Origin of the sequence: Bartonella sp. AA97HXZ (assembly GCF_042196985.1) — a bacterium.
Taxonomy (GTDB): Bacteria; Pseudomonadota; Alphaproteobacteria; order Rhizobiales; family Rhizobiaceae; genus Bartonella.
Genome location: NZ_JBHIRC010000012.1, coordinates 17619 through 43505, shown reverse-complemented (window position 1 = coordinate 43505; position 25887 = coordinate 17619). Strand labels below are relative to the sequence as shown.

General features: G+C 38.8%; 22 protein-coding genes, 1 tRNA gene and 4 pseudogenes. 9 read left to right on the top strand and 18 right to left on the bottom strand.

The genetic code is table 11. The annotated features are described in order from the left end of the window. The 3 genes and pseudogenes from ACFINE_RS07520 to ACFINE_RS07510 all read right to left on the bottom strand — a co-directional run. Positions 1 to 464, bottom strand: a pseudogene (locus ACFINE_RS07520) (hypothetical protein); the annotation flags it as partial. Between the two features lie 243 nt (positions 465 to 707). Beyond that, a complete protein-coding gene (locus ACFINE_RS07515) occupies positions 708 to 1151 on the bottom strand; it encodes a hypothetical protein (protein WP_375621591.1) in 444 nt (147 codons plus the stop codon). A 3-nt stretch (positions 1152 to 1154) separates the two neighbouring features. Next, on the bottom strand, positions 1155 to 1493 hold the full coding sequence (locus ACFINE_RS07510; protein WP_375621590.1) for a YqjD family protein: 339 nt from the start codon (positions 1491 to 1493) through the stop codon (positions 1155 to 1157). Between the two features lie 1005 nt (positions 1494 to 2498). Between ACFINE_RS07510 and ACFINE_RS07505 the strand changes: the two genes are divergently transcribed. Both ACFINE_RS07505 and ACFINE_RS07500 read left to right on the top strand, forming a co-directional pair. Beyond that, positions 2499 to 3401, top strand: coding sequence for a MotA/TolQ/ExbB proton channel family protein (locus ACFINE_RS07505; RefSeq protein ID WP_375621589.1), 903 nt, complete (start codon positions 2499 to 2501; stop codon positions 3399 to 3401). Further along, positions 3398 to 3979 carry a biopolymer transporter ExbD gene (locus ACFINE_RS07500; RefSeq protein WP_375621588.1) on the top strand — a complete coding sequence of 194 codons (582 nt, stop codon included), beginning with the start codon at positions 3398 to 3400 and terminating at the stop codon, positions 3977 to 3979. The genes ACFINE_RS07505 and ACFINE_RS07500 overlap by 4 nt, the downstream gene beginning before the upstream one ends. An 836-nt stretch (positions 3980 to 4815) precedes the next feature. Here ACFINE_RS07500 and dut (ACFINE_RS07495) read toward each other — a convergent pair. From dut (ACFINE_RS07495) to ACFINE_RS07485, 3 genes and pseudogenes are all read right to left on the bottom strand, one after another. After that, a pseudogene (gene dut, locus ACFINE_RS07495) lies at positions 4816 to 5388 on the bottom strand (dUTP diphosphatase). A gap of 86 nt (positions 5389 to 5474) precedes the next feature. After that, the gene (dut, locus tag ACFINE_RS07490) at positions 5475 to 6005 is read right to left on the bottom strand and encodes a dUTP diphosphatase (protein WP_375621587.1); all 531 of its coding nucleotides are present in this window, start codon (positions 6003 to 6005) and stop codon (positions 5475 to 5477) included. 259 nt (positions 6006 to 6264) lie between these two features. After that, positions 6265 to 7074 carry a VIT1/CCC1 transporter family protein gene (locus tag ACFINE_RS07485; RefSeq protein WP_375621586.1) on the bottom strand — a complete coding sequence of 270 codons (810 nt, stop codon included), beginning with the start codon at positions 7072 to 7074 and terminating at the stop codon, positions 6265 to 6267. 1076 nt (positions 7075 to 8150) lie between these two features. Between ACFINE_RS07485 and ACFINE_RS07480 the strand changes: the two genes are divergently transcribed. Beyond that, positions 8151 to 8798, top strand: a complete 648-nt coding sequence (locus tag ACFINE_RS07480) for a hypothetical protein (protein ID WP_375621585.1) — start codon at positions 8151 to 8153, stop codon at positions 8796 to 8798. A gap of 1885 nt (positions 8799 to 10683) precedes the next feature. Here ACFINE_RS07480 and ACFINE_RS07475 read toward each other — a convergent pair. After that, positions 10684 to 11208 carry a type II toxin-antitoxin system PemK/MazF family toxin gene (locus ACFINE_RS07475; RefSeq protein ID WP_375613249.1) on the bottom strand — a complete coding sequence of 175 codons (525 nt, stop codon included), beginning with the start codon at positions 11206 to 11208 and terminating at the stop codon, positions 10684 to 10686. Between the two features lie 164 nt (positions 11209 to 11372). On the opposite strand from ACFINE_RS07475, the gene ACFINE_RS07470 reads away from it, so the two are divergent. Further along, positions 11373 to 11507: a hypothetical protein gene (locus ACFINE_RS07470; protein WP_375621584.1), complete on the top strand. Its 135-nt coding sequence runs from the start codon at positions 11373 to 11375 to the stop codon at positions 11505 to 11507. On the opposite strand, the gene ACFINE_RS07465 is transcribed toward ACFINE_RS07470, so the two are convergent. Together ACFINE_RS07465 and ACFINE_RS07460 are read right to left on the bottom strand one after the other, a co-directional pair. Beyond that, positions 11504 to 12076, bottom strand: a complete 573-nt coding sequence (locus tag ACFINE_RS07465) for a disulfide bond formation protein B (RefSeq protein ID WP_375621583.1) — start codon at positions 12074 to 12076, stop codon at positions 11504 to 11506. The genes ACFINE_RS07470 and ACFINE_RS07465 overlap by 4 nt on opposite strands. Positions 12077 to 12088: 12 nt before the next feature. After that, positions 12089 to 12694, bottom strand: a complete 606-nt coding sequence (locus tag ACFINE_RS07460; protein ID WP_273790911.1) for a YqaA family protein — start codon at positions 12692 to 12694, stop codon at positions 12089 to 12091. 222 nt (positions 12695 to 12916) lie between these two features. On the opposite strand from ACFINE_RS07460, the gene ACFINE_RS07455 reads away from it, so the two are divergent. Further along, a tRNA-Leu gene (locus tag ACFINE_RS07455) sits at positions 12917 to 13001 on the top strand. 1347 nt (positions 13002 to 14348) lie between these two features. Here the strand turns inward: ACFINE_RS07455 and ACFINE_RS07450 are convergent. The 3 genes and pseudogenes from ACFINE_RS07450 to fumC all read right to left on the bottom strand — a co-directional run bounded on the left by ACFINE_RS07450 (position 14349) and on the right by fumC (position 18474). Continuing rightward, the gene (locus ACFINE_RS07450) at positions 14349 to 15236 is read right to left on the bottom strand and encodes an outer membrane protein (protein WP_375621582.1); all 888 of its coding nucleotides are present in this window, start codon (positions 15234 to 15236) and stop codon (positions 14349 to 14351) included. Between the two features lie 628 nt (positions 15237 to 15864). Beyond that, positions 15865 to 16082: pseudogene (locus ACFINE_RS07445) on the bottom strand (lyase family protein); the annotation flags it as partial. A gap of 1003 nt (positions 16083 to 17085) precedes the next feature. Beyond that, positions 17086 to 18474, bottom strand: a complete 1389-nt coding sequence (fumC, locus tag ACFINE_RS07440) for a class II fumarate hydratase (protein WP_375613253.1) — start codon at positions 18472 to 18474, stop codon at positions 17086 to 17088. Positions 18475 to 18701: 227 nt separating this feature from the next. Between fumC and groES the strand changes: the two genes are divergently transcribed. The 3 genes from groES (at position 18702) to ACFINE_RS07425 (ending at position 20967) form a co-directional block, all read left to right on the top strand. Beyond that, positions 18702 to 18998, top strand: coding sequence for a co-chaperone GroES (gene groES, locus ACFINE_RS07435; protein ID WP_005774667.1), 297 nt, complete (start codon positions 18702 to 18704; stop codon positions 18996 to 18998). A gap of 58 nt (positions 18999 to 19056) precedes the next feature. After that, on the top strand, positions 19057 to 20700 hold the full coding sequence (gene groL, locus ACFINE_RS07430) for a chaperonin GroEL (RefSeq protein ID WP_273790908.1): 1644 nt from the start codon (positions 19057 to 19059) through the stop codon (positions 20698 to 20700). Positions 20701 to 20829: 129 nt separating this feature from the next. Next, positions 20830 to 20967, top strand: a complete 138-nt coding sequence (locus ACFINE_RS07425) for a hypothetical protein (RefSeq protein WP_375621593.1) — start codon at positions 20830 to 20832, stop codon at positions 20965 to 20967. A gap of 642 nt (positions 20968 to 21609) precedes the next feature. Here ACFINE_RS07425 and ACFINE_RS07420 read toward each other — a convergent pair. Beyond that, a pseudogene (locus tag ACFINE_RS07420) lies at positions 21610 to 21915 on the bottom strand (integrase); the annotation flags it as partial. 17 nt (positions 21916 to 21932) lie between these two features. Between ACFINE_RS07420 and ACFINE_RS07415 the strand changes: the two are divergent. After that, positions 21933 to 22169, top strand: coding sequence for a hypothetical protein (locus ACFINE_RS07415; RefSeq protein WP_375621592.1), 237 nt, complete (start codon positions 21933 to 21935; stop codon positions 22167 to 22169). 389 nt (positions 22170 to 22558) lie between these two features. Here ACFINE_RS07415 and ACFINE_RS07410 read toward each other — a convergent pair whose 3' ends face one another. From ACFINE_RS07410 to ACFINE_RS07390, 5 genes are all read right to left on the bottom strand, one after another. Next, entirely contained in the window at positions 22559 to 22771 is a 213-nt protein-coding gene (locus tag ACFINE_RS07410) for a hypothetical protein (protein ID WP_375610233.1), read from the bottom strand. Then, the gene (locus ACFINE_RS07405; RefSeq protein ID WP_375621581.1) at positions 22764 to 22976 is read right to left on the bottom strand and encodes a hypothetical protein; all 213 of its coding nucleotides are present in this window, start codon (positions 22974 to 22976) and stop codon (positions 22764 to 22766) included. The genes ACFINE_RS07410 and ACFINE_RS07405 overlap by 8 nt, the downstream gene beginning before the upstream one ends. Beyond that, positions 22900 to 23136, bottom strand: a complete 237-nt coding sequence (locus ACFINE_RS07400) for a hypothetical protein (RefSeq protein ID WP_375621580.1) — start codon at positions 23134 to 23136, stop codon at positions 22900 to 22902. The genes ACFINE_RS07405 and ACFINE_RS07400 overlap by 77 nt, the downstream gene beginning before the upstream one ends. Then, positions 23133 to 23795: a lysozyme gene (locus tag ACFINE_RS07395; protein ID WP_375621579.1), complete on the bottom strand. Its 663-nt coding sequence runs from the start codon at positions 23793 to 23795 to the stop codon at positions 23133 to 23135. Before ACFINE_RS07395 ends, ACFINE_RS07400 begins: the two co-directional genes overlap by 4 nt. Before the next feature lie 857 nt (positions 23796 to 24652). After that, positions 24653 to 25579 (bottom strand): YopJ/AvrA family T3SS effector serine/threonine acetyltransferase, encoded by a 927-nt coding sequence (locus ACFINE_RS07390; protein ID WP_375621578.1) that lies wholly within the window; start codon positions 25577 to 25579, stop codon positions 24653 to 24655. Between the last annotated feature and the right edge of the window lie 308 nt (positions 25580 to 25887).

Here is a 25887-nt window from a genome sequence, read left to right as displayed (position 1 = left end):
TGAAAAGTTCTGTCGACCATATCGCGCTTTTTTCCATTTATACCCCCATCAAACCAAATTAAGGTAACGCTGCTGGGATCTTCGTTTGTTGATTTATTAGATCGATATTCTTCTAAAACTATTATCAAAGCACGATGTCCTGTACGAGATAAATTAAAAATTGCTTGAATGCCATCAGCAAATATTTCTATAAAATTTTCTTTATTTGTTTTTTCTGTGACGTGAATTATAGGTATGACCTCTATTTTATCAGTATCAGAATTGATAAATTTTTGTTGTGTAATGGACGTTTTTACAACTTTCTTATCTGTAAAAATTTCAGATTTTTTGAAAAAAGAATTTTCATACGGGGAATATTTTTGCTTTATAAATTCAAATCGATGACGTGACCTTTGGTTCTGAAAAAGGCTTATGAAAAAATAGAGAAAAGGTAAAACTGAAAATACCTTGCCTTCAAAAAACAATCAATTGCTTCAAATCAAACCAGAACTTTTAATGCAAGCTTTGCCTCATGTAGCTATGTTCATGAAACATGGGTTGCAATCTGAAAGAGAGTGTAGCGGTTCTATGGAATTTTTAGCAAAATGAAGGGGATTTTTTTCAGGTATTTGAAGAAGCTAAAGAGATTATGAGGAAAAAAATGTGCTTTCTTTTGTTATAAAAGAAAGCACACTGAGGGGGAATTTAGAGTGACAGTTTTACATATTTTACTTTGAAAAGCGGTCTTTTTTATCTTTTTTCCACAAAAAATAAGTTGCAAGTCCGAGAATGGGAACACTCAATTTGGCAAAAGGGAGATGTTGACCGAGAGCTGCAAGGCTGGAAACAGTCGCATCTGTCATGAGTTTGTGGCGTTGTTCTTCTGTCTTTTTTTGTTGGTCATAGCGTTGATAAGTTTTGAGAACGCGACTGATAATAAGACCTAATCCCGCAAGAGAAAGACAAATTAAAAACATGATACTGGCGGCAGCAAGAGGCTTCATAACAGAACATAACGCAATAAAACCGATGGTACATAAAAAAAGCAAAGACATGAAGAATGAAATGCTAATAAACCCATAGAAAATTGCTTGAAGGCGTACTTGCTTGACTGTGCTTTTAAGCCCTCCACCGACAAGATGGTTTAAAAGAGGAGCGATAAACTTATGCATTGCTTAACGACGTAGTAATTGAGAAAGAATAAAACCAACCCCTGCGGCAAACAAAACGCTTTTGCCAGGGTTTTTGCGAACGCATTGGTTCAGAGTTTGTTCAAGATCACTGATTTTGTCTTTTGCTTGAGACATCATGTCTTCACCACTTTCTTTCGCTGAGTGATATAGTTTTTCCGCTTTGTCTTTGGCGGCGTTGAATTTGTTTGCACCAAGATCTGTTAGGGTTGAGGTAATCCCTGAAATTTCAGTGCGTAACGTTTCTAATTGTCCTTGTAGGTCTTTTTGTTGGTCTTTTTCTACGGCTGTTTTATCGTGCTGTGTTGTTTTATTATGGGCCATGGTATTTTTCCCTCTTGATTCATTATATTTGTATTGGTGTGTTCATAGTGATCATTTGCATTGGAGTGAAAATTTTCACTGCTTGAGTAACGCCAAAAGCTTTTTTTGGTTCCTTTCATTTTGTTGAATTTAAAACTGTTTTTGATAAAATAAATCTTTCCTATATGATATGCTTTGTCTGTAAAGGGGCGCATCTGTTGAGAATTGTCTTATGTTTTTGCAGTAATTTAGTACCATTCTTCAGTTTCTCGTGGCGCAGTTTTTTATAAAAGTTTTTTAAAAGTGTGCTGAGGCTTATTTTTTAAGCTTGTGACAGCTAAAAAACATTGTTGTTGCGATTTTGCGGCAGAAGTACTGTCATTTTTATACTTTTGCAGCAAAGAAAAAGAAAATAATATTGCGGCTCTTTGCTCTCTATGTATTTGGGGGCAACACGCGCTGCCCATGATACTTTTGGTCAGTTTAAGATATTGCGATAGTTCTTTTTTTTAAACGTAAGGTATATTTTTATTTTAGGATAGGAGAGGTACTTTAGTGCACTGGTTGTTAGAGAAGTGCATATCCTTTTCTCCGAGGATTTTATGATATTTTTGCTGCTTGTTTCATGTAAGAAAATATTTTGTTGGCTTCAAAAGAGCCGCAGAAATGAGAAAAGCTTTGCGATATGAGAGATTTATTTAACAGGAATGATGATAAATTATTCTTATAAATTAAAATATTATATGCGATACTTCTTGTAAGTTTATCATTTTGCCTAATTTATGCAATAAATTGATTGGGTAAGATAAACTTGTTGAATTGTTAGAGAAAAATTTCTTGAGTAATTTCTTTAGAATTAAGAGAGAGCTTGTGAAATAAAACTATACTTGATTTATCAAGTTTTCTTTCTTAAGAGGAATACACAAGTGACGTTAAAAGGGTCGTGGCATTGTGGAACAGTGATGCTATGCGGGGTGACGATCCAGCTCATAAATAAAGATAAGAGCACAAGAATGTGAGATAAAAATGGAATCTGAAACAGTCCCTTTAGATAAAACAGTCCCTTTAGATAATATGTCTTCTGTATTGACAGTGCATGATTTTTCTCCTCTTTCTATGTTTATGGCTGCTGATTGGGTGGTAAAAGCCGTTATCATTATTTTGTTACTTGCTTCACTTGTGTCTTGGACAATTGCTTTTGTGAAAATTGTCGAGATCACTTTGGTAAAACGAAGAGTACGTCATGAACTTCAATTGGTTCTAAATGCTCAGACTCTTACGCGTTTGGCAGCTAGCTTGAAAGAAAGCAAAGGAGCTGGTGTATTTTTTCTCAAAGAAGTTCTTAAAGAGGTGTATCTTTCTGCACAACAGGTTCATTTTTCTGCTCCTGAAGGGATAAACGAAAGCTCTGGTGAAAAAAACAGTACAGGGGAAAGTGCACAAACGATTGAAGATATTCTCTTTTATGAGGAGAGCAATCAATATGAAGATGTTTCCCGCGATGTTCGCGATGCTAAGGCTCGTGATGTTCATGAAGGTTTAAAAGAAAGGGTTCATTCACTTTTGTCACGCTGCTTGCTGGCTGCTACACGCCGTGTTGCATGTGGAAGCGCTGTTCTTGCAACTATTGGCGCAATTGCTCCTTTTGTTGGTCTTTTTGCAACTGTTTGGGGAATTATGAATTCTTTTATTGGGATTGCTCAGTCTCAAACAACGCGACTTGATGTGGTGGCGCCTGGAATTGCTGAAGCCTTATTCGCAACGGCTGTTGGGCTTTTTGTGGCTATTCCCGCCGTTGTTATGTATAATAGCCTTATGCGTGCTTTGAGTGGTTATCGCAGTGATTTAGGCGATATCGCTGCTGCTCTTGAAAGGCTCTTGAGCCGTGAACTTGATAGACAAAGACAACAGAAAAGTCATAAAAAATGAAAGCAAGCCTTAATAATGATTGGGATATAGACGAGAGTGGGTTGCAAAGCGAAATCAATGTGACCCCTTTTATTGATGTTGTATTGGTGTTGCTTATTGTTTTTATGGTTGCTGCGCCTTTGGCAACATCTGCCATTTCCGTTCAGCTTCCTTCTATAACTCAAGCACCTTCAGTGGTTCAGTCTGATGAACCTCTTTATGTTACGTTGCAAAAAGATCGTTCTCTTTACATTGGTGATCATCTTGTAGAACAAGCAGCTTTGAGAGAAGCTTTGTTGAGGGAAACGACGCAAAATTTAGAGGCAAAAATTTTAATCAAAGCGGATAGCGAAATTGATTATGGTACTGTCATCGATTTATTAAATCAAATACGCATGGCTGGATATCATAAAATCGGTCTTGTAGGATTGCAAAACTCTACCAATCTTGTTTCAAGAGGTGAGATCAATAATAAAACAACAGGGATAGCGGATGCTGCTGTCGATGGAGCGGGTGGTAACGTTGTGGGGCATGTGGATGCTGTAACAACGGGCACTGCGGGAAACGCTAATATTCCAGCCGATGTCTCTGATCAGTGATAAAAAACAGCCTTTGTTGCAGGAAGCAAAGCATATTACTCAAAGTCGTAGAGTGAAATTGATGAGGGTTCCGTGGATTTGTTAAACCAAATACGCATGGGTTTGATATTATGCAGGGGGTTCATATATCGAATCGGTTTTTTTAGGATTAAGCTCTACTCATCTTGCCGCAAGAGGTGCGATCAAGAAAACAGCAGAGGCGATTGTTGTGTATCTTAATACATCTTAAAGCCTTTTTTGCGGCGGTGTTCATAAATGGTATAACCGTAAAGCCCCCGTAAAATAATAAAAAAATCTATCAAACATCACCATCTTTACGCTTAACAAAAGAGCAAGCGAGCACCATTACCGTATTTATATTTTTTTCCCAATGTTGCGATAGTGTTTAGGACACGTATTCATTATAGGCATTTTTCCAGTTTTTATCTGCATGCTAGCCACGTTTGGAATGTGAGAAACATGCTTTTGATTGATTTAATATAAATAGGCTTGCCATAAAACAATCTTACAGTATTGAGATTTCTCATTTAAGTTGAAAGACAATTCATTATTATTATAAATCAATATGATGTATAGATTGTCGACATTACAAGTAGTGTGTGAACGCTCAATGGTTAATGCCAATGTTTTTGTTATGAGGGAGGGGTATCTGGTGATAATGAAGTTTTGTATAGTGCACGAGACGTAATTGAGAGATGCTTGTTTAGAGGTGCTTTTAGTGAAAAAACTTTGAAAGCAAATGCGCATTCCTTTTGCACTTTAAAAGCTCAAAGAATTTCCAGTGAAAGAGTGGTTGGGTATGTGTTATTTTGAGAGTAGCGATTTTTCAGAGCTTCTTAAGTGTGTCCCGTTGAACCAAAACCTCCTGTTCCACGGCTCTCGTTATGGCTTTGGGTATTTTGCTCTGGTTCAATGGCGCAAACATTAAGTTGGGATACAGGGGCGATGACTGTTTGGGCAATGGCGCGCATGCCCCGTTTAAATGGAAAAGTCTTCTTGGCCTAAATTGATAAGAAGGACTTTGACTTCACCACGGTAGTCACACTCAATCGTTCCTGGAGTGTTGAGGCATGTGATGCCGTGTTTTAAGGCTAAGCCAGAGCGTGGACGTATTTGTGCTTCAAACCCAAGAGATAAATGAAAAATGAGACCTGTTGGAATAAGTGCCCGCTGCCCAGGGGCAAGAACAAGCGTTTCTTCTTTACCAATTGCTGCTTGTAAATCCAAGACCAGCAGAACCAGCCGTTGTGTAGTGAGGAAGTTCTAAATCTTGTCCCAAGTGCAAGACACTGAACAAATAAAGTCTGGGCATGTGAAGATTGAGAAGAGACAGGAGAAGAGTAAGGATACTTGTTTAGAGGGGCGTTTAGTGAAAAAACTTTGAAAGCAAATGCGCACTCCTTGTGCACTTTAAAAGCCCAAGGGGTTTTAAGTGAAAGAGTGGTTGGAATAAGTGTGTGTGTTATTTTAAGGATAGCGATTTTTTCAGAGCTTCTTAAGTGTGTCCCGTTGAACCAAAACCTCCTGTTCCACGGCTCTCGTTATGGTTTTGGGTACTTTGCTCTGGTTCAATGGCGCAAACATTGACTTGGGATACGGGAGCGATGACTGTTTGGGCAATGCGCATGCCTCGTTGGATGGAAAAGTCTTCTTGTCCTAAATTGATAAGAAGGACTTTGACTTCACCACGGTAGTCACTATCAATCGTTCCTGGAGTGTTGAGGCATGTGATGCCGTGTTTTAAGGCTAAGCCAGAGCGTGGACGTATTTGTGCTTCAAACCCAAGAGATAAATGAAAAATGAGACCTGTTGGAATAAGCGCCCGCTGCCCAGGGGCAAGAACAAGCGTTTCTTCTTCTCCAATTGCTGCCCGTAGATCAAGACCCGCAGAACCCGCTGTCGCGTAGCAAGGAAGTTCTAAACCTTGTCCGTGTGCAAGACGCTGAACAAATAAAGTCTGGGCATGTGAAGATTGAGAAGAGACAGGATGATTGTTTAGAGAGGCGTTGGTTTCAGTGTGCGACATGATCGAGGCATTTCCAAAATATGAGGTCTAGAAGAAAATGATACTTTAACAAAAGATATCTATAAAACCAAGTCGATAAAGGTGTGTGGATATAGGTTGTCCCCAGAGCTTGCTTATCATCTCTTACTGACCTAAAATATTCCACAACACCACCTAACATTATCAATGGCATTTTTCAATAATGGCATCATCAAGGATGGCTTATGCCTAGGGGCATGCGCTTATTTGAGATCTAAATTATGGTTACAGATAAGATTTTTTAGATACTACCGATAAGAATACCCGTGGCAAAAACCAGAGCTCCCCCAATGATGACCTGTAAAGAGGCGCGCCAAAAGGGAGTGGACATGTATTTGTTCTGAATCCAGACGATGGCGCCTAGTTCGAAAAAAACAATGATAAAAGCAATAATTGTCGCTACATAAAAAGAGTTGATCAAATAGGGAAGAGTATGACCTAGTCCTCCTAATGTTGTCATAATGCCGCTGGCAAGACCTCTTTTTAATGGCGAACCACGCCCTGATAATTTTCCGTCATCATGGGCTGCTTCTGTGAAACCCATTGAAAGCCCTGCACCAATTGAAGCTGAGAGCCCTATCAAAAAAGTTTGATGCGTGTCTCCCGTGGCAAAAGCTGCGGCAAAAATGGGGGCAAGGGTAGAGACAGAGCCATCCATTAACCCTGCAAGACCTGGTTGAATCCAAGTCAAAAGTGTTTGTCTTTGCGTTTTCGAGGGTTTTTTTATGGTGTGATTTGCCGCTGTTGTTTTTTGGGAGGGATGGCGGCTTTTGCCTTTCACAAGAGAAGTTTTGTCACATAATGAACCGATAGTGTTTGCACGATTATGGCAAGAAAGGCACAAAAGTTGCTTATAATTTTTAAGCTCTTGAAGCCCCATGGCGGTAAAAACCGCGGCTTCCTTAGAGGAATAAGGTGCTAGAGCTTTTGCATATTTTAAATAGAGCGCCGCATGTTGCTCTTTTAATTTGAGCGCTTTAAGTATCACGTTTTGTGCTGAACGAAAGGACAGAGCTTTACGTTGTACAAATGAAAAAAACAATTTCAACATTTTCTGTTCCTTTGCACTTTAGAATAATTCTAAAACATAAGAAAAATAAACCGAAAGTCAATCTAAAAGTTCAAAACTGAAAAATTGCAAAAAGGTTGCACTGAGAAAAAAGGTGCTGGGATGCTGAGAAAGTACAAGGAGATTTATCAAATGGAGACGACAGGGGCGCATGAAAGAAATGATTACGTGAAAAAATTTAAGAGACAATGTGCTTTATTTTGCTAAAGGGGCGTTTGAATGGAGCATTTCAATGTATTGATGTTCGAGAATATAGGAAAGGAATAAGCTAGCATCATCATTCATTTTATGCGTTCAAAAGACTGTAACAGCTCTTAGAATTTGAAATGATTCTTTTAAAGGAGATCTTTATTCAAGGGATAAAAGCCCATTTCGCGTGGGGGGCCCCGTGAAGAGTATAGAAGGGTAGAGCAGCAAAATGTCCATGAAATAATATAAACTCCATTGAGTCTTCTTAATCTTTACGCTTCGTAAAAGAGCAAGCCGGCATCATCATACACCTTAGCTCCCAGTGTTGCGACAGTCTTTAGCACGGTTCATTATAGGCATGGCATTTTATTGTACAGTTTTTACGCCACTCATTCTGCTTGTGGAGGTGTAAGACAGTATTCTTATGATATTTACGCGCACTTTAGCGTTGTTACAGCTTTTGCATTTAGGTGGATTTGTTAGCGTGTAACGAATTATCTTTTGTGCTGTGATTGCAGGGGCAGGTTTAAGGGTGGGGGTGCATAAATGAGAGAGATATTATCATATCAAACTGTTTGATCACGCATAAAAATTTATGCTTTATGAAGGGGCATTTATCGCCTTGTAACTTGCCTGATATCTTGCATGAAAGCCCAAAATTCAGTAAAATTCTCTCACTTCAAAACTTCTTATCTTAAATCAATTCAAATCATTTTCTTGTGTATCACAAGGAGGAGTGTGGGTGCTGTGTTTTTATTTAAAGTATGGGATGAGTTGAAATGTGAAAAGTGCATAATCTCTACGCGTTAACAAACGTTTTTGATGTTTTTAAAAAAGAGCGAAATTGTGCAGAAAAAAAGGGAGCATATATGGAAAATAGTGATGGTTTGAAATTTTGGCGGCTTTCTGAAAAACTAACAATACTGCAGGCAGCGCTTTTAATAGTTGGATTAAATCCAGGAAAGTATTTGTTTGTCAACAAATTAGAACCAGAAAAAAGTGATATTTACGAAGATAACCTTTCCGTATCATCAGAGAAAACTGCTAATTTCCGTGCAGCCTATCATGCTATCGTTCAAGCGGGAAAAAGCAATCGATTAGAGATAGAATGGTCGTACTATAATTTTTCGGATTTTATAGATGCAGATTCCTCATATGTTCGCGTTGATGATTTAAAAGAATGGCTTTCGTCGCGTGGTCTGCGTCCTGCGTTTTTTTTTCCTGAGGATAATTTTGCTGAGACTAAGGATCAAAAATATGCGTTTCAAGATCCAACGCATCCACGTTATGCTCCAAAGCTTGCTGCTATTGTTGCAGCATGGGAAGCGGTGAGTGAGGCTGAGGGTGGTAAAACTGTTAAAGGAACGCTTATAAAGTGGCTTAGTGATAATGCCGTTCAGTACAAGTTGGTGGATGATAATAATTTACCAAGAGAGAAGCTCATTGAGGAATTAGCGGCTGTTGCGAATTGGGAACCTACCGGAGGGGCTCCTAAGACACCTGCCAGCTCTCTTTGATCAAAAGAAAAAAAATAAAAAGATCACTAAAATTGTGCTGCTTTTTTTGATAATTTTGAAGGTAATCTCTTTTTCTGGGGGAGATTTTTACTTTTCTTCCCTAGATTATAAGTAATTGTTTTTCAATGAAAATAATTTTTATAGTGTTCCTCTGACTGTTCAGGCGGGGGAAAATAGACATTTTGCGGCAGTAAAATTTACCCTGTAGTTTTCGTAACTTACCTCTCTATTTTTGTTTGATTTTTTTGGTCATTTTTAAAATCCAAATCAATTAAAATGGAGTGCAACATGATTAAAGTTAATCTTTTTTTTACTATGCGTAAAAGTGTGAAAATTTTTCGAGGAAATGTACGGATATTTGGCAATGTGTTGCGGATGAGGTGGTACATAAATCGTTTAGAGTAGGTGTATTGTCGTGTTGGTTAAAGTTTGAACTTATCCTTGTTATGGAAAAGGTCAAAACTGAGCGCCATACGTTCTCTCCATAAAGAAATCTTGTCATCTATGAGCGAGTGAGGATTTCTCTTGAAAAATTTGCACAATAATAAAACTGGTTAGCAAAACCCGTTCTGTGGTGTAACAAAAAGAATGTCATAAATGATTATCTCATCATAAATATGCTTTAAGAATAACCCGTGCGTGGCGAAAGTCTATGGCGTAGTCGCTATAGATTTTTGCTCCGTGTGTGGTGATCAATGCTCTTGTTTATCTCTTGTCAATGCAAGTGCCCATGAAAGTGATGGGTGTCTATTGTTCCATTGTGATGCTTGGTTGTTCATGTTTAGAAACGACAAGTGTATTAAATGCGATAGGGCTGATAGAAAGGAAAACGTATCCTGTAAAAAATAGGTATGTCTTTAAAATAAAGCTGATAAACGAAATTATTTTTTTATCTACCTTTTATATGGTGAGAGAAAGGTATTCAAAGTGCAAGCATACGCAATTTAGCAGTAAATCCCAAAATAGCATAGATCGTTTCTCGGAAAAGGGGAAGAAAATCTATCTGTAAAAGCTATGTTGGGTCGTGTGACAGGTGAAATAATGCGGTTAGGGCAATAAACAATTGTTATTGGTGAAGAGATAGAAATCGGTTGGGTGTTGATTTCTGTTTTACTACAGAATTTTCTTTGTTATCTCGTAAAAATACTATTTTGAGGTGTGGTGATGTAAGTTCTGTGTTTAGCGTTATCGTTATCAATCGGTTATCATATGGTAAGTAAACTAATATTATTCAGATTATATAAGCATTATTAGCTCTCTTTAACAGAAACAGATGCGTTCAAAGATGAATGGAGTATTCTGTGTAGTCTTAAAGCGTTTGAATCATTAAATGCTCTTTACTATTTTTTTCTTTTCAAAAATGCTGGCTTTTTCATCCGCTTCATCCGTATTGAGGGACGTAAATAAACAAGTTGTGAGGTCGAATATCTTTTGGTAAATTGAGCGATTGAACACTTCAAGAGCGCGAAGAACAAGGGATTGTTTGTTATGCCAAATTATGAAATTTTTTTCAATCTTGGAAAGATATTCCCATTGCGGAAAATCATATAAAGTTTAAGCAACGGCAGCACGATTTTTTGTGCAATGAAATGATAAGTATGTACAATATCTCGGTAATCTCCGTGGGAAACTTTACCGGATCCAAGGTGTGGATATTGTCTTCTGCTTACCCCAAATCGCAGATATTTCAAAACAACAACGGTGGAGAATGAATGTTGGATATGTTCTAGGGAAGGTTGCAAAAAATGGCAGTTTTCAAAAAAACACCAAAAATGACGAAAGGAGCGGTTTCCCACTCCTTCGTTCCTATCTCCCCTTGCGGGGAAGCGGCCACCATTACTGATGCCGTGTATGCTGATATAGGTACACTTATTTTTCTCAAAAGTCAATAGTGTAAATGCGGTAAATATTTGAGCATCAGAGCTACAACTTTATGAAAATCTTCGCAGGATAATCTTGGAACGGTACGTGAGCAACTTAAACGACTTACAGAAACTGTTGTGACATAATTGCAGATAATCCATGCTTTTTTATTCTCTATGGGAGATTGTATTGGATACGCAGCGGGATTATTGGGTTGTGATTTCGTTGAAAAAGGTAAAACTGTCACATTTCCATATAATTTTGCATTCTTAGAAAGCACTAAAACAGGCCGCTTTTTCCAAAATTCAGGGAGTATCGAATCATGAGGAAAATCGCACCAAAAAACTTGCCTGATGCGTGGTGCCGATTTGATTCGTGGTTTTATATGAGGTGGTTTTTCGTAAGGCGCATTTAAATCCCTTTCTTTTATATGCTCACGCCATGCATTATGATCATGTTCCATCATAACACATGGTTCTTCAAGTTTGGTTATATCTAAGGAAATAGGTGATAGGGTAGAAGGCTCTGTGTTCTTATCTTCAGCCATAGCAGACCATTTATATTTATTGGTCCCCTCACTTATTATTTTACGGCTTTTCTATCACGAGTTTTTATCAAAATGTTGCTTATAAGTACAGAGAGGTGAAACCATAAAATGGATGTATCTGCTTATTTTTGTCTTTTGAGTACAACGCTAGAGGAGGGATGTTGGTGACTCGTTGGTGTGGGTGGGTTGGTTTGGCGGTGGGTGGTTCTGGGTGGGGATTGGTGACTGGAGGGTTGTTGGTAGGGGAAAGCGATTGGAGAGAACGAGTGCACGCGGTTTCGTTTCTATTTTATGGTTAGAGTTTTTTATGGACTGAAAGGAGCCCTTTTGAAGTAATATAGAGGCTTATAAGGGAGAAAAATAGGCTTGAGACGACATTCCAACCGGCAAATGAGAGAAAAAGAAAGCGTGCGGATGCTTCAGAACAAGAAGGAGGATGAATGTTGTTTAATTGGTTAAGCAGCTGGTTAATGTCTGAGGTTTTTCTGACTGCGCTTAAACCACAACTGAGGGGAGCTGCCCAAAAGCCATATTCAACACCCGCATGATAAACGGCTAAAACAAGGCTGATGCACATTAAGACAAAAACACACAAAAATAAAAGTTGTATCCAAGCAGTTATGCGAAAAAAACATGCCCCAAAACCTGCTAAGAGCAAAAATGGTATGGCTCCATAATAAGGAAAACGCTCTATGAGACATAAATCGCAAGGAAGATATCCTCCGAAATATTCAAAACCAAGGGCAATCCCTATTGTGGCAGACAAGCAAAAAGCGAGAAAAAAAGCCCATAAACTTTGTTCTTTTCTGCTGGGTTCAAGATGAAGGTGTTTGTGTAAAAGTGGGTGAGAAGACAAAACGCATGCCATTAAGTCTGTTCCTTATAAAAGCTTCCTGTTTAAAAAAGCTATGAAAATCCCATAAATTAAAAGGAGGCTAACACAACCAATGAGAACAATCCATTTGAAATGCTGTACTAGAAAATTCATTGCTTTTTGTCCAAAATGTTTAATCAGCCACGCGAGAAGATAAAAACGAGCGCCTCTAGAAAAAATACAAATAAGCATGAAAAGTTCAAGACGTACACTCATTACACCGGCCAAAATTGTGACAATCTTGATGGGGGGAAGATGAAAAAAACCTGATGTTATCAGTAAAATGATGAGAAATTGCAGGGTTGCACTATTTTTCAGTGATTCAAAACTTTCAACCTTACCATAAATTTCTAAAATGGGTTTGGCAAGGGTATCATAGGCAAAATGTCCGATAAACCAACCGGCAATGCCTCCTAATACAGAACAGATTGTCGCAATCAAAGCATAGCGATAAACCCGCTTTTGATGGATAAGAAGCATCGGAATATATAAAACATCTATGGGAATTGGAAAAACAGAACTTTCAATAAAGGCAATGAAACCAAGCCAGTGTGGTGCTGTACGCCGATTTGCTAAAGAAATCGTCCAAAGCTTTAATTTGTTTAATATCATGAGGCTTTTTATAAGTTTAAGAGGTAAAGACTTTACAAATGAGATTGCTATAAATCCGGTAGAGAAATCCAATAAAGAAAGTATTTCATAAAATAGATAAGAAAATGATATGAATTCTTAAAAAATGAGAAGTCTTCTGTTGACGAATCTGTTCTTCTTCATATAGTGCAAAGGAATAATCGACAAGTCTGTCTTTTATAGTCCTGTCTTTTATAGCAGTGTGCGGGTGTGGTGGAACTGGTAGACGCGCCAGACTCAAAATCTGGTTCCGAGAGGAGTGTCGGTTCGAGTCCGACCACCCGCACCACTTCATAAATATTTTCCTTTATCCTATTATGGCGCATCACGTTGTTTTATAAAACATGGGGGGTTATAAAACGTGGGATTTATAGACCGTGTTCAATGTTTTGCATGTTGAATGAAAAACCTCGAATACCCTAGGATTCTTTCATTTCAAGTCTGCTTATAGTAAATCAACCAAAATCATGTCGCTCGTACGTTACAAGCTAGATGAGCTCTCGCGTGGAGTGAAATTTTACAAAAAATGAATAAAAATGCCTCTTATGCCGTTTCAAGGGCATCATTGGAGGTAAAGTATATGATGGATGGTGCCAGCTTGCATTTTTATGAAGTGTAGAGATGGTGCTCTATAGATTTTATATTCCTGTGGGTGCTGTCGCAAAATGGGCTTGAGGGTTTTGAGAGCTGTTTCTTTAAAACACGCATGTGAATTGGCAATCCAAGTGTCTTGGATTTGAGTGTGTTTGGTTTGAAGCGTTGTCGTATGACATGAGGGGCGTGATCGCCAAAAAGATATGTGAGAAACAAAAACATGGGGCAATGTGTAATCTCCACTCTTTAAAAGACAGGAGCATGAGAGGCTTAAAAGATTATGCTTTAGAGGCTTTTGAAAGTCGTAAAGCAGAGGGAAATGGTAAGGTTGGAAATTGGTTTTTACCTTGACAACTTCATGTGCTCCCTAAATGAAGCTGTCTTCTCGTTATAGAAATTACATAAACAGAGAACCGCAATATCCTCTCTCCACTCTGGCATACAATAGCGGTAAAATACTGTCGTTTGAAGTGTGGTCATATAGGGCATACTTCCTTGAAACGTTACAGTATTTTTTTCGGTGTGTGTTGGATATTCTTCAGTGTTTATCTTGCTTGAGATTTAAGGGCATTCCATGAGGAGGAACCCAAAGAAGCCCGCCCAATATCCCCCAAGAGTCTCCAAGGGTTTTTGTGCTTTTATAAACCGACATGGTGTTTAAAAATGGGTGTTTAAAAATGGGTTTTTAGAATCTTTATCCTTTAAGAGCGGGGAGGCCAAGTCAACATCATCTTATAAAACTGCAATTGATGCACAATATCTATATTTATTTTAAAGAAATATCTCTTAAATAACGGCTCTCATTTATTTTACGATGGCACCCAGTGGTATGATGGTAAAGCTTTTATATTCCAAAGGCATTACATGAAAGGCTGAGAGGATAGGAGCTTGCTTTAAGAGAGGGAGAGGCTTTATTGTTTCGTGACTATTTGTTTACAGTTTAGTACAGGTTTTTAGAATCTACGTCTTTTTAGGGGGAAAGGGGCATTAAAAAACCCCGTTTTTAACAGGGTTTTTTAATCGTTCAATTTTTCTACAAAACTTAGAATTTATAAGCGATACCAAAGCGAACATCATGCGTTTGAGAAGAGATTTTAAGGTTATCGTTTGCAAATTTCTTTTTAAAAAAATCTGAATAACGATATTCTGTACGCATGATGATATTATCTGTCATTGCAAGATCAAAACCACCACCAACAGTGTAACCAAACATTGTTTTTGTCTCATCTAACACATTGCCAGAAGCAAAAATTGTCGAATCTTCTTGCGATTTTGATAAAAGTGACATGATATATTGCATCTGTCTATAGGCTATACCCCCTGCAATATAAGGCATAAGACGATGGGAAGCAAAACCAATACGCGCGCGCGTGGCACCAGACCACGTTTCTTTCAATGTTACACTGCTAACAACAATGTCACCATAGTTGGATATCGTTTCACCCTGAGCTGCAGGTTTTATGATAGGAATCCCAGCTTTTTTAAAGGCAATGTTAATGGAGTTTGATTCATCTAGAATTTTCTTTCCATTGTCTGTTTGGGTGCTTTTCCTCCCAGACCAGACCATGTCGGTATCAAAACCGAAAACAAGATCTCCCAGATCAATATTAGAACCTGCATACAAACCTGCTCTCAATCCTGATAGTTTCGGTGATAAATCTCTATCAACCCAAGCCCATTTTCCGTCCCTAGCTTCTTGTGCGTAATTTAGAGTATTTTTATTGGAAAAATATCCAATTTGTCCTCCAAAATAAAAACCAGACCAAGAAAAAGGCGCAGAAACAGTAACCGGTGAAATACGTGACGATGAAACATCTTGCAATGAAACCTTCGGTTCTGATTGCTTAAAGATTACCGTATCTGCTGCTTGCGCTGTTGAAGCGGTAATGAAGGTGAAAATAGATAGTGCAACTAAACATTTTGTTTTCATAAAAACGTCCCCAATTTATTTCAGATACAAATCGTATTATATACAAATTGGTTAAAAAAATCTATACTTAATATCATTATGAAAACTAAAACACTCAAAAACTCTATAATTATCCATATTTAAGCGTTCTTAAAACTTGTTTTCATGCTATTATGCCGGGTTTATATTGATTTTTCAGGATTTTTTTATACGCCTTCAGTGTTCTCTGTGTTTTAGAAAAAATTATAGTATAGTAAATAAGCTTTTTACTTATTAAAAAACATTATTTTATATATATTAAAACACTTTTTGTTATTAAATGTATTATCCATTATGATTGACATCAATGTGCTTACATATTCAATTGATCGTAAAAAATGCATATTGGCACCATCATATTCTTTGCTCGTTTCTGATATTGCATAGCTTTGTATTGCGATAGCCTTTTGAGCACTTGAGGGGATGAGCGACTTTATTTCTTTTTTATCTATATGCCACTTTTGCTTATGATAATCCAAGCGAATAGTTTTGATTGATTGAATGGAATACGAAGAATAAGAAGGAGTAAAGTGCGAGAATCTCAAGTCTCATGAGGTTTCTTATACGTCATGTAAAACGGATAAACTCTCCGTTCCGTTCGCTTAAAGACGGAACGTGGATGAGAGCCTAAAAACTGAATGTCGTTGGCGATTTTAAAGAGATTAGCGCGTACCATTCAGGTTTTTGTGGAAATGGGTGAGGGCGCTATAATGGGCAAAAGCCTCCAATTTCTTGCGAGTTGTCAAGGATATCCCCGTCAGAGGGCGGATTGTTTCAGCAAAGATCAAAACCTTTCGGTACATTGAATTTTGTTCCAGCAGCTGTTCCTCTACTGAGCACTCCCATCTTCACGCTTCATAAAGGAGACATTTTTCAATGTTCCTAAATCCATTTCATGACAGCGATTGTGAATGGTATAATAATAAATCTATTGAGCACCTCTTTTACGCTTCATAAAGGAGACATTTCTCAATGTTCCTAAACCCATTTCATGACAGCGATTGTGAATGGTATAATAATAAATCTATTGAGCATCTCTTTTACGCTTCATAAAGGAGCACGCCGGTACCATTACTATATTTGCCAGTTCGTGGGGTTGTTGTGACAGTCCTCTCCACAATGTTGTGACAGAGGCCCCTTTTGTCCGTTGTGACAGTCCTTGGCACTTGAGGTGGTTCATTAGAGGCGTTTGTAGTCCTTATCGGATACAATTTCTATTCATACATTCATTGCGTTTGTGATGTGCAAGTCAGTGATTTTGATTGATGCAACATGGGACCGATTTAAAATGAGAAAATCTTACGGTATTTAGGATTCTCGTTCAATATGGATAACGCTAGATTATCATTATAAATAAACACATTATCTCATTGAGATAAGAGTTATCTACCCAATGTTATCAATAATGATAACATTGTAAAGCGTAACTACGATGAATTCATTAATCTTTTTATACTTCGATTGAAATTATGTCTATTAATACCGATAATACCGATTTTTTTGAGCTAATTCTGTTTGGTTGATAGCTAATAGATTTTCAAAATCAAGACGCGAAGCTAGAATGAAAAACACCTTAAGGTCATATCCATTTAAATCACTTTCTGCCAGTATAGCCATTGGGTGTTGAGCTATGACTATCCATGCCTTTGCAAAACCGTTGTGCCTTTTAAGTACAATATAAGCAACAAAACCACCCATAGCATAAATGCGGATCAGAGCCTAAAATGAACGCTGTGGGTAATTGTTATCGGTCATCATCGGGGTGTTTACACCCCGATCTTTTGACAGAAAGATTTGTTTTAAGATGTTTGCATCTTTTTTAGTGGGTTGTTTATTGGGGAGCAATCATCTTTTTAGGATCAACTAATCGGTCATAATCCTCTACAAAAACCCCTGCTTTTAATGCTTCGGTGCGCAAAGTTGTATCATTTTTATGCGCTGCTTTGGCAATTTCAGCAGCTTTTTCATAGCCAATTTCTGGTGCAAGAGCTGTGACTAACATGAGTGAGCGCTCCATGAGTGAGTGAATATGAACACGATTGGCTCGTAATCCTTGAATGCAATGCATATCAAAAGAACGCATGCAATCACCAAGAAGGGTAATTGATTGTAAAACGTTATAGCCAATAACAGGTTTATAAACGTTGAGTTCAAAATGTCCTTGGCTTGCGGCAAAGGTTACGCTGGTGTGATTACCAAAAACTTGGCATGCGACCATGGTTAAGGCTTCACATTGTGTGGGGTTGACTTTGCCGGGCATAATAGAAGATCCGGGTTCATTTTCAGGAAGACTGAGTTCCCCTAAACCGGAACGTGGACCAGAGCCTAAAAACCGAATGTCATTGGCAATTTTAAACAGATCAGCAGCGAGAGCATTCAAGCTCCCGTGGAAATGCGCAAGGGCGCCATGATGGGCAAGTGCTTCAAATTTATTGTTGGCAGTTTGGAACGTTATTTCTGTGAGAGTGCTCACTGTTTGCGCAAAAGCAACGTCAAAACCTTTTGGCGCATTCAGCCCTGTGCCAACAGCCGTACCACCTTGAGCAAGCATTTGGACATCGGTTAGAGCATTTTCAATACGCTGAAAATTGGCTTCTAATGCGGCACGATAGCCTGAAAATTCTTGCCCTAAGGTTAAAGGGGTTGCATCTTGCGTATGGGTGCGGCCGATTTTAATGATATCTGCAAATTCTTGCTCTTTTTGTTTTAATGTCGCAATAAGAGCTTCAAGGATTGGCAGTAAGTGTTGGCGTGTTTGCAACGTGGTGGCAATGTGAAGCGCCGTGGGAAAGGAATCGTTCGATGATTGGCTCATGTTGACATGGTCATTGGGATGAACTGGTTTTTTGCTTCCAAGTTTTCCTCCCAAAATCTTACTAGCACGATTAGCAATGACTTCATTGACATTCATATTGCTTTGTGTGCCAGAACCTGTTTGCCAGACGGACAGTGGAAAATGCGTATCAAAATCGCCGGCAAGCACTTCATCAGCGGCGGCAATAATTGCTTTTCCAATATTTTCTGGTAGTTTTCCTTTGCCCATATTTACAATCGCTGCTGCTTTTTTGACAAGGACTAAGGCATAGATGATGGCAAGAGGCTGCTTTTCACTGCCAATATTAAAATTATGCAGAGAACGTTCAGTTTGTGCGCCCCAATAACGATCTTGACGTACCGAAATCGTTCCAAAGCTATCCGTTTCCTGACGTGTTTCAACCATGATAAGATCCTTTTTTGTTCACGGGTTCTCAAAAAAGATAGATAACGCGAAAGTGCAATAAGAGGCAAGACTTTGAAGCTTCATTTAGAGAAATTATTTTTATGGCTATTCTTGACATTGAGAGATGCCGATTTTATATCTAACACATGCTAGCACTCGTAATTTAAGAGTGCTAGCAAGAACTTTTAAGATTAATTCAATTATGTTCAGTTTTAAGGATTTAAAACATGGCTAATATACAATTCCGCCCACTTCACGACCGTGTCGTTGTCCGTCGGGTTGAATCTGAAAATAAAACGGCTGGTGGGATTATCATCCCTGATACAGCAAAAGAAAAACCCCAAGAAGGCGAAGTGATTGCTGTTGGCAATGGCGCTCTCGATGATAACGGAAAGCGCGTGCCTTTAGAAGTCAAAACAGGAGACCGTATTTTGTTTGGAAAATGGTCTGGAACTGAAGTCAAGATTAATGGGGAAGACCTCCTCATCATGAAAGAATCTGACATTATGGGAATTATGGGCTAATTGAAGCACTTAGTTTTTCATTGTGTACTATTTTGAGAAAACTCCAAGGAGAAATTAAATGGCTGCTAAAGAAGTCAAATTTGGCCGTGAAGCGCGTGAGCGTTTGTTGCGCGGTGTCGACATCCTTGCTAATGCTGTTAAGGTGACACTCGGCCCTAAAGGTCGCAATGTGGTGATTGATAAATCATTCGGTGCGCCTCGTATCACAAAAGATGGTGTATCCGTTGCAAAGGAAATCGAACTGGAAGATAAGTTCGAAAATATGGGTGCACAAATGTTGCGCGAAGTTGCTTCTAAAACCAATGATATCGCTGGTGATGGAACAACAACAGCAACTGTTTTAGGACAAGCTATTGTGCAAGAAGGTGTTAAAGCTGTTGCTGCGGGCATGAACCCAATGGATCTTAAACGTGGGATTGATGCTGCTGTTGAAGAAGTGGTGGCAAACCTCTTCAAAAAAGCAAAAAAAATCCAAACTTCAGCAGAAATTGCACAGGTGGGAACAATTTCCGCTAATGGCGCTGCTGAAATCGGTAAAATGATCGCTGATGCTATGGAAAAAGTGGGCAATGAAGGCGTCATTACCGTGGAAGAAGCTAAAACCGCTGAAACGGAATTAGAAGTCGTTGAAGGAATGCAATTTGACCGTGGGTATCTTTCCCCTTATTTTGTCACAAATGCTGAGAAAATGGTCGCTGATCTTGATGATCCTTACATTCTCATTCACGAAAAGAAATTGTCTAATTTGCAATCTCTTCTTCCTGTGCTTGAAGCTGTTGTTCAGTCTGGAAAACCACTTCTCATTATCGCTGAAGATGTGGAAGGTGAAGCTTTGGCAACGCTCGTTGTCAACAAATTGCGTGGTGGTTTGAAAATTGCTGCTGTAAAAGCTCCTGGATTTGGTGACCGTCGTAAAGCAATGTTAGAGGATATCGCTATCTTGACATCCGGACAGGTTATTTCTGAAGATGTGGGCATTAAACTTGAAAATGTCACTTTGGATATGCTTGGACGTGCAAAGAAAGTGAATATTTCTAAAGAAAACACCACCATTATTGATGGTGCTGGACAAAAGAGCGAAATTACTGCTCGCGTCAATCAAATCAAGGCTCAGATTGAAGAAACAACTTCTGACTATGACCGTGAAAAATTGCAAGAAAGACTTGCTAAACTCGCTGGTGGTGTTGCTGTTATCCGTGTGGGTGGTGCAACAGAAGTTGAAGTGAAAGAAAAGAAAGACCGTGTTGATGATGCTTTGAATGCAACACGTGCTGCTGTTGAAGAAGGTATTGTTGCTGGTGGTGGTACCGCATTGTTGCGTGCAGCAAATGCGTTGACCGTTAAGGGAAGTAATCCTGACCAAGAAGCTGGTATTAGTATCGTTCGTCGTGCTCTACAAGCACCAGCGCGCCAGATTGCAAGCAATGCTGGTGAAGAAGCCGCTATTATTGTGGGCAAAGTGCTGGAAAATAATGCTGACACTTATGGTTACAATACCGCAACTGGTGAATTCGGTGATTTGATTGCTTTGGGAATTGTTGATCCTGTGAAAGTTGTGCGCTCTGCTCTTCAGAATGCGGCTTCAATTGCGAGCCTTCTGATCACAACAGAAGCAATGGTTGCTGAAGTTCCAAAGAAAGATACACCAATGCCTCCGATGCCTGCTGGCGGAATGGGTGGAATGGGCGGAATGGATTTCTAAGCTCTTATTCCTAGACGTAATAAAGAAACGGGCCTTCTGTGCCCGTTTTTTTTATGCTTTTTCATGTTTTTCAACCGGTGAATTCGGTGATTTGATTGCTTTCAAGAATTGTTGATCCCGTGAAAGTTTTTGCGTTCTGCTCTTCAGAATGCGGCTTCAATTGCGAGCCTTCTGATCACAACAGAAGCAATGGTTGCTGAAGTTCCAAAGAAAGATACACTAATGCCTCCGATGCCTGCTGGCGGAATGGGTGGAATGGATTTCTAAGCTCTTATTCCATAGAAGTAATAAAGAAACGGGCCTTCTGTGCCCGTTTTTTTTATGATTTTTCACGTTTCATACAGTTTTTCCTTTTATGATAGTTTCTTTATCTTATAGGATTGTTCTATTCTCCTCTGGTTGATCTACCGTTATTGTGAATGAATTTCACTCTTAATCCATAGCTTTTTCTCTTGTTTTTATGAAATGTTTCTATTGTGCGGGGATCGTGGTTTCCTTTGAAAATATTGTGCTAATAAAAATATAACCATTTGATTTATAATCATTTATTCCTAATACAGTTCTGTTTTTTTATTTCAGGTTTATGCATGCATCGTTAAAAAATCCTGGGTTTGTGCTTTATAAGGTGAGAGGTCACTACGGTTTTTATGAACCAACGCAATCATTAAAAGTCAGTAGTTAAAAAGAGTCAGTAGTTAAGAGTTAGTACCTATTGAGCGTTGGAAAGACAGAGTTGAAAAGAGCATGATGGGGCTGGTTTGTTTTTTTATGAATAAGATGCTGGTATTTCAAGCTTTTGCATAGGAGAATAAGCATCTCTCTGTTTCGTTGATCTCTGAAATGGGGAGACTGCTCCATTTGAGAAGCTTAAAGATAAAAGCTAATTTTTCGCCTTGCTCTCATCTTTTTTTCGGTAAGCTCATCACCTAAACTGGAGCCAAACCCATGTTGTTATACTCAAGTTCTGTTTGTTGCCTATATTGTGACAGAAAATTCTTGGGGGGGGGAGCAATTTTTGAACTAAGGGGACCATGACAGGTAGCCGAAAAAAATCATTACGAGACAGTAGGCGCGCTTGTTTTAGAATTTTTAATGCTTCTGATGATAAAGGCACGCGAAATTCTGTTGTAGCCTCATGCCTTCTTTTCATATTTTCGAGCCAAGGATTTTCCATATATTCTCTTCAACTTGACCTTTATGCATAGAACATAAGGGAATTGAGAGGGTGGAAATTGAGAGGCAGGGAATTGAGAGGCAGGGAATTGGGAGGGGGAAATTGGGAGGCAGGGTATTGGGAGGCAGGGTATTGGGAGGCAGGGCATTGGGAGGCAGGGCATTGGGAGGCAGGGTATTGGGAGGCAGGGTATTGGGAGGCAGGGTATTGGGAGGGGGAAATTGGGAGGCAGGGTATTGGGAGGCAGGGCATTGAGAGGGTGGGAGGAGCCGGCTTGCTTTTTTATTCAACGTAAAGATGAGAGGCTTTATGTAAGGCTACCATTACATTGCTTGTTTATGCGCTTCTTTAAAAGAAATGTCTTTTAATACAAATTCTTGGCAATGCTATTTATGAAGAGTATAAAATCATTTGGATATCAATAGTTTATTAAAAAAATGTATGTTGGTATGATCCTTTTCTTATGTTACCAAAGTTGCTGACTTACGCGTTGGTTAAAAATCTCTCTTCATGCCCTTAAATTCATTTCATGAAAGCGTTTGTGAAGAGCACGACGTTTGTGAGGCGTGTAAAAATTTCTCGTGAGACATGAAAAATCATCAATAAAATCTCCATGTTTTCAAAAAATAACGAATGGCTTTTTATATTTAAAAGATTTAACACGTCTCACGTTTTTTATTTATTTTAGAGCTGAATATTCGATTTTTGTGTAAAAATACTTCCCAGCACATCTACGATCCGTGAAAAATCAAGTGCTAATAAGAAAATGATGAATATAATCCATTTCGTATAGCGTGACATCATTTTTACACTTTTATACGTTGTGATGATTTCTTGTAGGACTTCTTTTTCCTTTTCTGTAAGCTCTGTTTGTTTTTCTGTTTTTTTTCTAGCCATGTTTCCACCCACACAAGCCTTCCCCTTGTTTGTTATGCTTTAAAATATCTCTTGCGAGATTTGAACTGATGACATTGAGATCTTTTTTGTCTAAATAAATGGGCATCCAACCAACGCAAGAAAAAGGCTCATTGATTGTTTTTATCGCGCAACCAGTGAGTAAGAGCAGCGCGTACATCAGCATCACTTTTTTGATTAATTGCATTTTCCACCTCTAGCCGTGTTGTTGATGACTTTAGCGTTTTTTCTATTTGCTTTTGTTGTTCAACCTTCTTTCCAAGAGTGAAAGCTTTCGCTAAAGCGATAAAAAAAGCGGTCAGAGCCGCTCCTGTTATCATCAGATTTTTTTTCAACCACCACATCATAAGCGCTGCTCCCGAAACCGTTTTGCCACAAAGAAAATGCCAACGCAGGCGGCTAAAACCATAATGGTTGCTAATGCCCATTGGATGGGACCATTGCCTGCCAATAAGCCCCCAAGTCCAGAAAAAGAACCAATAATCGGTGTAAGCGCTTCTGCTTTGAAAAATCCCATTGGAGCTTGCGTTTCTACAGTTTGGTAGTTGGGAGAAACATAAGCCCCTTTTGCCCATAATCCCGATTCTGCTGCACGACGGTGCACTAAACCGTGAAGACGTTTTCCTCCTGCTTTAGTCCACTTTTGTAACTCAGCAGGGACGGCTTCATATTCGCCATTATTGAGTTTTTTGAGCAGGGTCGAATTACAAAAAGCCGATGTTCCTATATTATAGCAAAACGATACGAGCGCGGCGAATTGTTCATCCGTTAAAGAAACCGTCACATGTTTTTCAACGGTATTCTCAAATTGTCTTAAATCTTGAGAAAGAATTTCTTCTGCTTGTTTTTCAGTAATGATCATGCCCTTGTGAACGAACGGTTGGCCAGCCGTGGTGGTATGGCCATAGCCGATTGTCCACACCCCGATGGAATCTTTATAGGCTTGTAAACGCAATCCTTCCCATTGTTTAATGAGCGCAAGCCCTGCTTTAGATATTTTTCTCATTTGCTTCTCCATAAAATAAAGCCTCACGTTAACGTGAGGCTGGTTGACAGATTAAAAATGAATTTTTTCACGCTTCAAAAACAGAAGAGATGTGAAACTTTTATGAAATCAAAAGGTTGGTTATGACATCTTAGGAAATGGGGGAATGGTTGGTCAAAAGGGATAATAGTTGGGCAAAGAGGGGTAATGGTTGGCAAAGAGGGGTAATGGTTGGGCAAGAGGGATAATAGTTGGCAAAGAGGGATAATGGTTGGGCAAGTGGGATAATGGTTGGCCAAGTGGGGTAATGGTTGGCAAAGAGGGATAATGGTTGGTCAAGAGGGATAATGGTTGGGCAAGTGGGGTAAATAGTTGGCAAAGAGGGGTAAATAGTTGGGCTGGTGTTTTCCGTTAAGAGAGGTTGTTGATTTTAAGAGCTTGTCCTGGTGTTTTTGATGGAGCCTTCTTGGGGTGCGGGCGGTTGTTTGGTTGATGCACGATAAGTGTGGTCTATTGCGGTTGTTTGGTCGTATGGTATTGATGTGGGGGTGTTTGAGATACGAAGTGGATACTCTCAGAAAAACAAGACATATGCTTTTACTGAAGACGAAAGCATTAAATATTTTATGTATCAAGCGTTTTGCTTATCCAAAGAGTCTCATTGTTACACAGAGCTTTGGGCTAACAAGAGCTGTGGAATTTTGATACAATTTTAAGAGGGGCTGGTTTTTATAGGACAATGGTGCTTTTTCTTTAAGAGGAAAGTTGTTGGCTATTTTTGTTTTATGAGCGCAAAAGCTGGTTTGCTTAGAGAAATCTTAGCCGTAAAGTAGCCTCTCTTCGTTCTTTGATGAATAGGAATATGGAAAAAGCCTCACTTACATCGTTAAAGATTTGTATTCAGTGAGCCTTTTTTGGTGGGAGGAAACGGAAACAGTTTTTCCCTCTGTTTCTCTTAAGTTTTTTTCAAATCTCTCCCTCAGGGTTTCGCCTTTTTTGTTGACTGTTTCATGTTCAGCTTCCGGATGGACTTTTAAATATTGTTCTAGACGTCTTCTTCCTTGCGCATGTTTATAAAAAGTGGTTGGAAGATAGGAATCTAACTTTTCAGCAGATAAAGATGAGTTGGGTTCACATAATACACCCTTAACATTATCTTTGTGCAATCTTGCTAATTTATCAGATTCAAGATGAAGCTTTTTGGCAAGGCTTAAGCTGAACATCCCACATTCAGAAGAGCTTCGCTGAATATCCATTTCTGCCGTGGTAAAAGAATAAGGAGGCAGTTGAAGACATTGAAGGGTTTGATTTATTTTTATCCCTAGTTTGCAAGCTGTGATATTCTGAAATGTTGTAGGTTCAAGCATAATCAAAGAGATTTTCTCATCAACTTTTTGATAATCAAGGACGGCAAAGTGGATTTTGCTTCCCGAATTTACTATAAATCGGGCAGATTTTGCGTCGCTCTCAACGACTTCTTTTAGGGCGTGCGAAAACTCTTCTGCTGTAAGAGCCAATTTGAGATTCATTTCTGGATATTTGCTGTTTGCTTTTTCTACGAGAGCCGGCATCAATCTAATATCTGTGTTTTCATAATAAGCGTTAATCCAACGGCCGGTGACAAGATCATCTTCTAAGCCTGTAATAATATCTTTTAATTCGTCAGAACTCGGTGCAACATGTTCTTCTTCTGTTTGGATGGAACTTTGCATCAAACGTGCAATAAGGTCTTCTAAAGATTCATTTGCACCTGCTCCTTCTGGTGTTTGTGAGGAATGAGGGAGGGAAGAATCTTGTGGCTTCATAATCTTAGCCTCTATATTGATGATTGATAAATGATATTATTTCTTCAATTTTGGCTAAACAATGTTTGCAGGAAAGATTTTTATCTAAAAAAAACAAAGAGATGAAATCATCTTTATTTTAAAAAATTTTGTTACGAAAGACAAAATCCCCTGCTTTTCAGAGTCAAAGGTAAGGTATCTTTTTGTCTTTTAAGAGGTCACGTTGCTTACTGTTTGCATCTTTACCTCAAAAGAAGATTTGCTAACAGCAATTTATGCCTTACCGTAAAGCCGCAGAGCTTCATTCTTTGTGGATGTGGAATATGGCT

Coding starts and splice junctions, on each gene's coding strand:
- ACFINE_RS07515 (WP_375621591.1), bottom strand. CDS start 1,151: ATGCATAAGTTTATCGCTCCTCTTTTAAACCATCTTGTCGGTGGAGGG.
- ACFINE_RS07510 (WP_375621590.1), bottom strand. CDS start 1,493: ATGGCCCATAATAAAACAACACAGCACGATAAAACAGCCGTAGAAAAA.
- ACFINE_RS07505 (WP_375621589.1), top strand. CDS start 2,499: ATGGAATCTGAAACAGTCCCTTTAGATAAAACAGTCCCTTTAGATAAT.
- ACFINE_RS07500 (WP_375621588.1), top strand. CDS start 3,398: ATGAAAGCAAGCCTTAATAATGATTGGGATATAGACGAGAGTGGGTTG.
- dut (WP_375621587.1), bottom strand. CDS start 6,005: ATGTCGCACACTGAAACCAACGCCTCTCTAAACAATCATCCTGTCTCT.
- ACFINE_RS07485 (WP_375621586.1), bottom strand. CDS start 7,074: ATGTTGAAATTGTTTTTTTCATTTGTACAACGTAAAGCTCTGTCCTTT.
- ACFINE_RS07480 (WP_375621585.1), top strand. CDS start 8,151: ATGGAAAATAGTGATGGTTTGAAATTTTGGCGGCTTTCTGAAAAACTA.
- ACFINE_RS07475 (WP_375613249.1), bottom strand. CDS start 11,208: ATGGCTGAAGATAAGAACACAGAGCCTTCTACCCTATCACCTATTTCC.
- ACFINE_RS07465 (WP_375621583.1), bottom strand. CDS start 12,076: ATGGCATGCGTTTTGTCTTCTCACCCACTTTTACACAAACACCTTCAT.
- ACFINE_RS07460 (WP_273790911.1), bottom strand. CDS start 12,694: ATGATATTAAACAAATTAAAGCTTTGGACGATTTCTTTAGCAAATCGG.
- ACFINE_RS07450 (WP_375621582.1), bottom strand. CDS start 15,236: ATGAAAACAAAATGTTTAGTTGCACTATCTATTTTCACCTTCATTACC.
- fumC (WP_375613253.1), bottom strand. CDS start 18,474: ATGGTTGAAACACGTCAGGAAACGGATAGCTTTGGAACGATTTCGGTA.
- groES (WP_005774667.1), top strand. CDS start 18,702: ATGGCTAATATACAATTCCGCCCACTTCACGACCGTGTCGTTGTCCGT.
- groL (WP_273790908.1), top strand. CDS start 19,057: ATGGCTGCTAAAGAAGTCAAATTTGGCCGTGAAGCGCGTGAGCGTTTG.
- ACFINE_RS07410 (WP_375610233.1), bottom strand. CDS start 22,771: ATGGCTAGAAAAAAAACAGAAAAACAAACAGAGCTTACAGAAAAGGAA.
- ACFINE_RS07405 (WP_375621581.1), bottom strand. CDS start 22,976: ATGCAATTAATCAAAAAAGTGATGCTGATGTACGCGCTGCTCTTACTC.
- ACFINE_RS07400 (WP_375621580.1), bottom strand. CDS start 23,136: ATGATGTGGTGGTTGAAAAAAAATCTGATGATAACAGGAGCGGCTCTG.
- ACFINE_RS07395 (WP_375621579.1), bottom strand. CDS start 23,795: ATGAGAAAAATATCTAAAGCAGGGCTTGCGCTCATTAAACAATGGGAA.
- ACFINE_RS07390 (WP_375621578.1), bottom strand. CDS start 25,579: ATGAAGCCACAAGATTCTTCCCTCCCTCATTCCTCACAAACACCAGAA.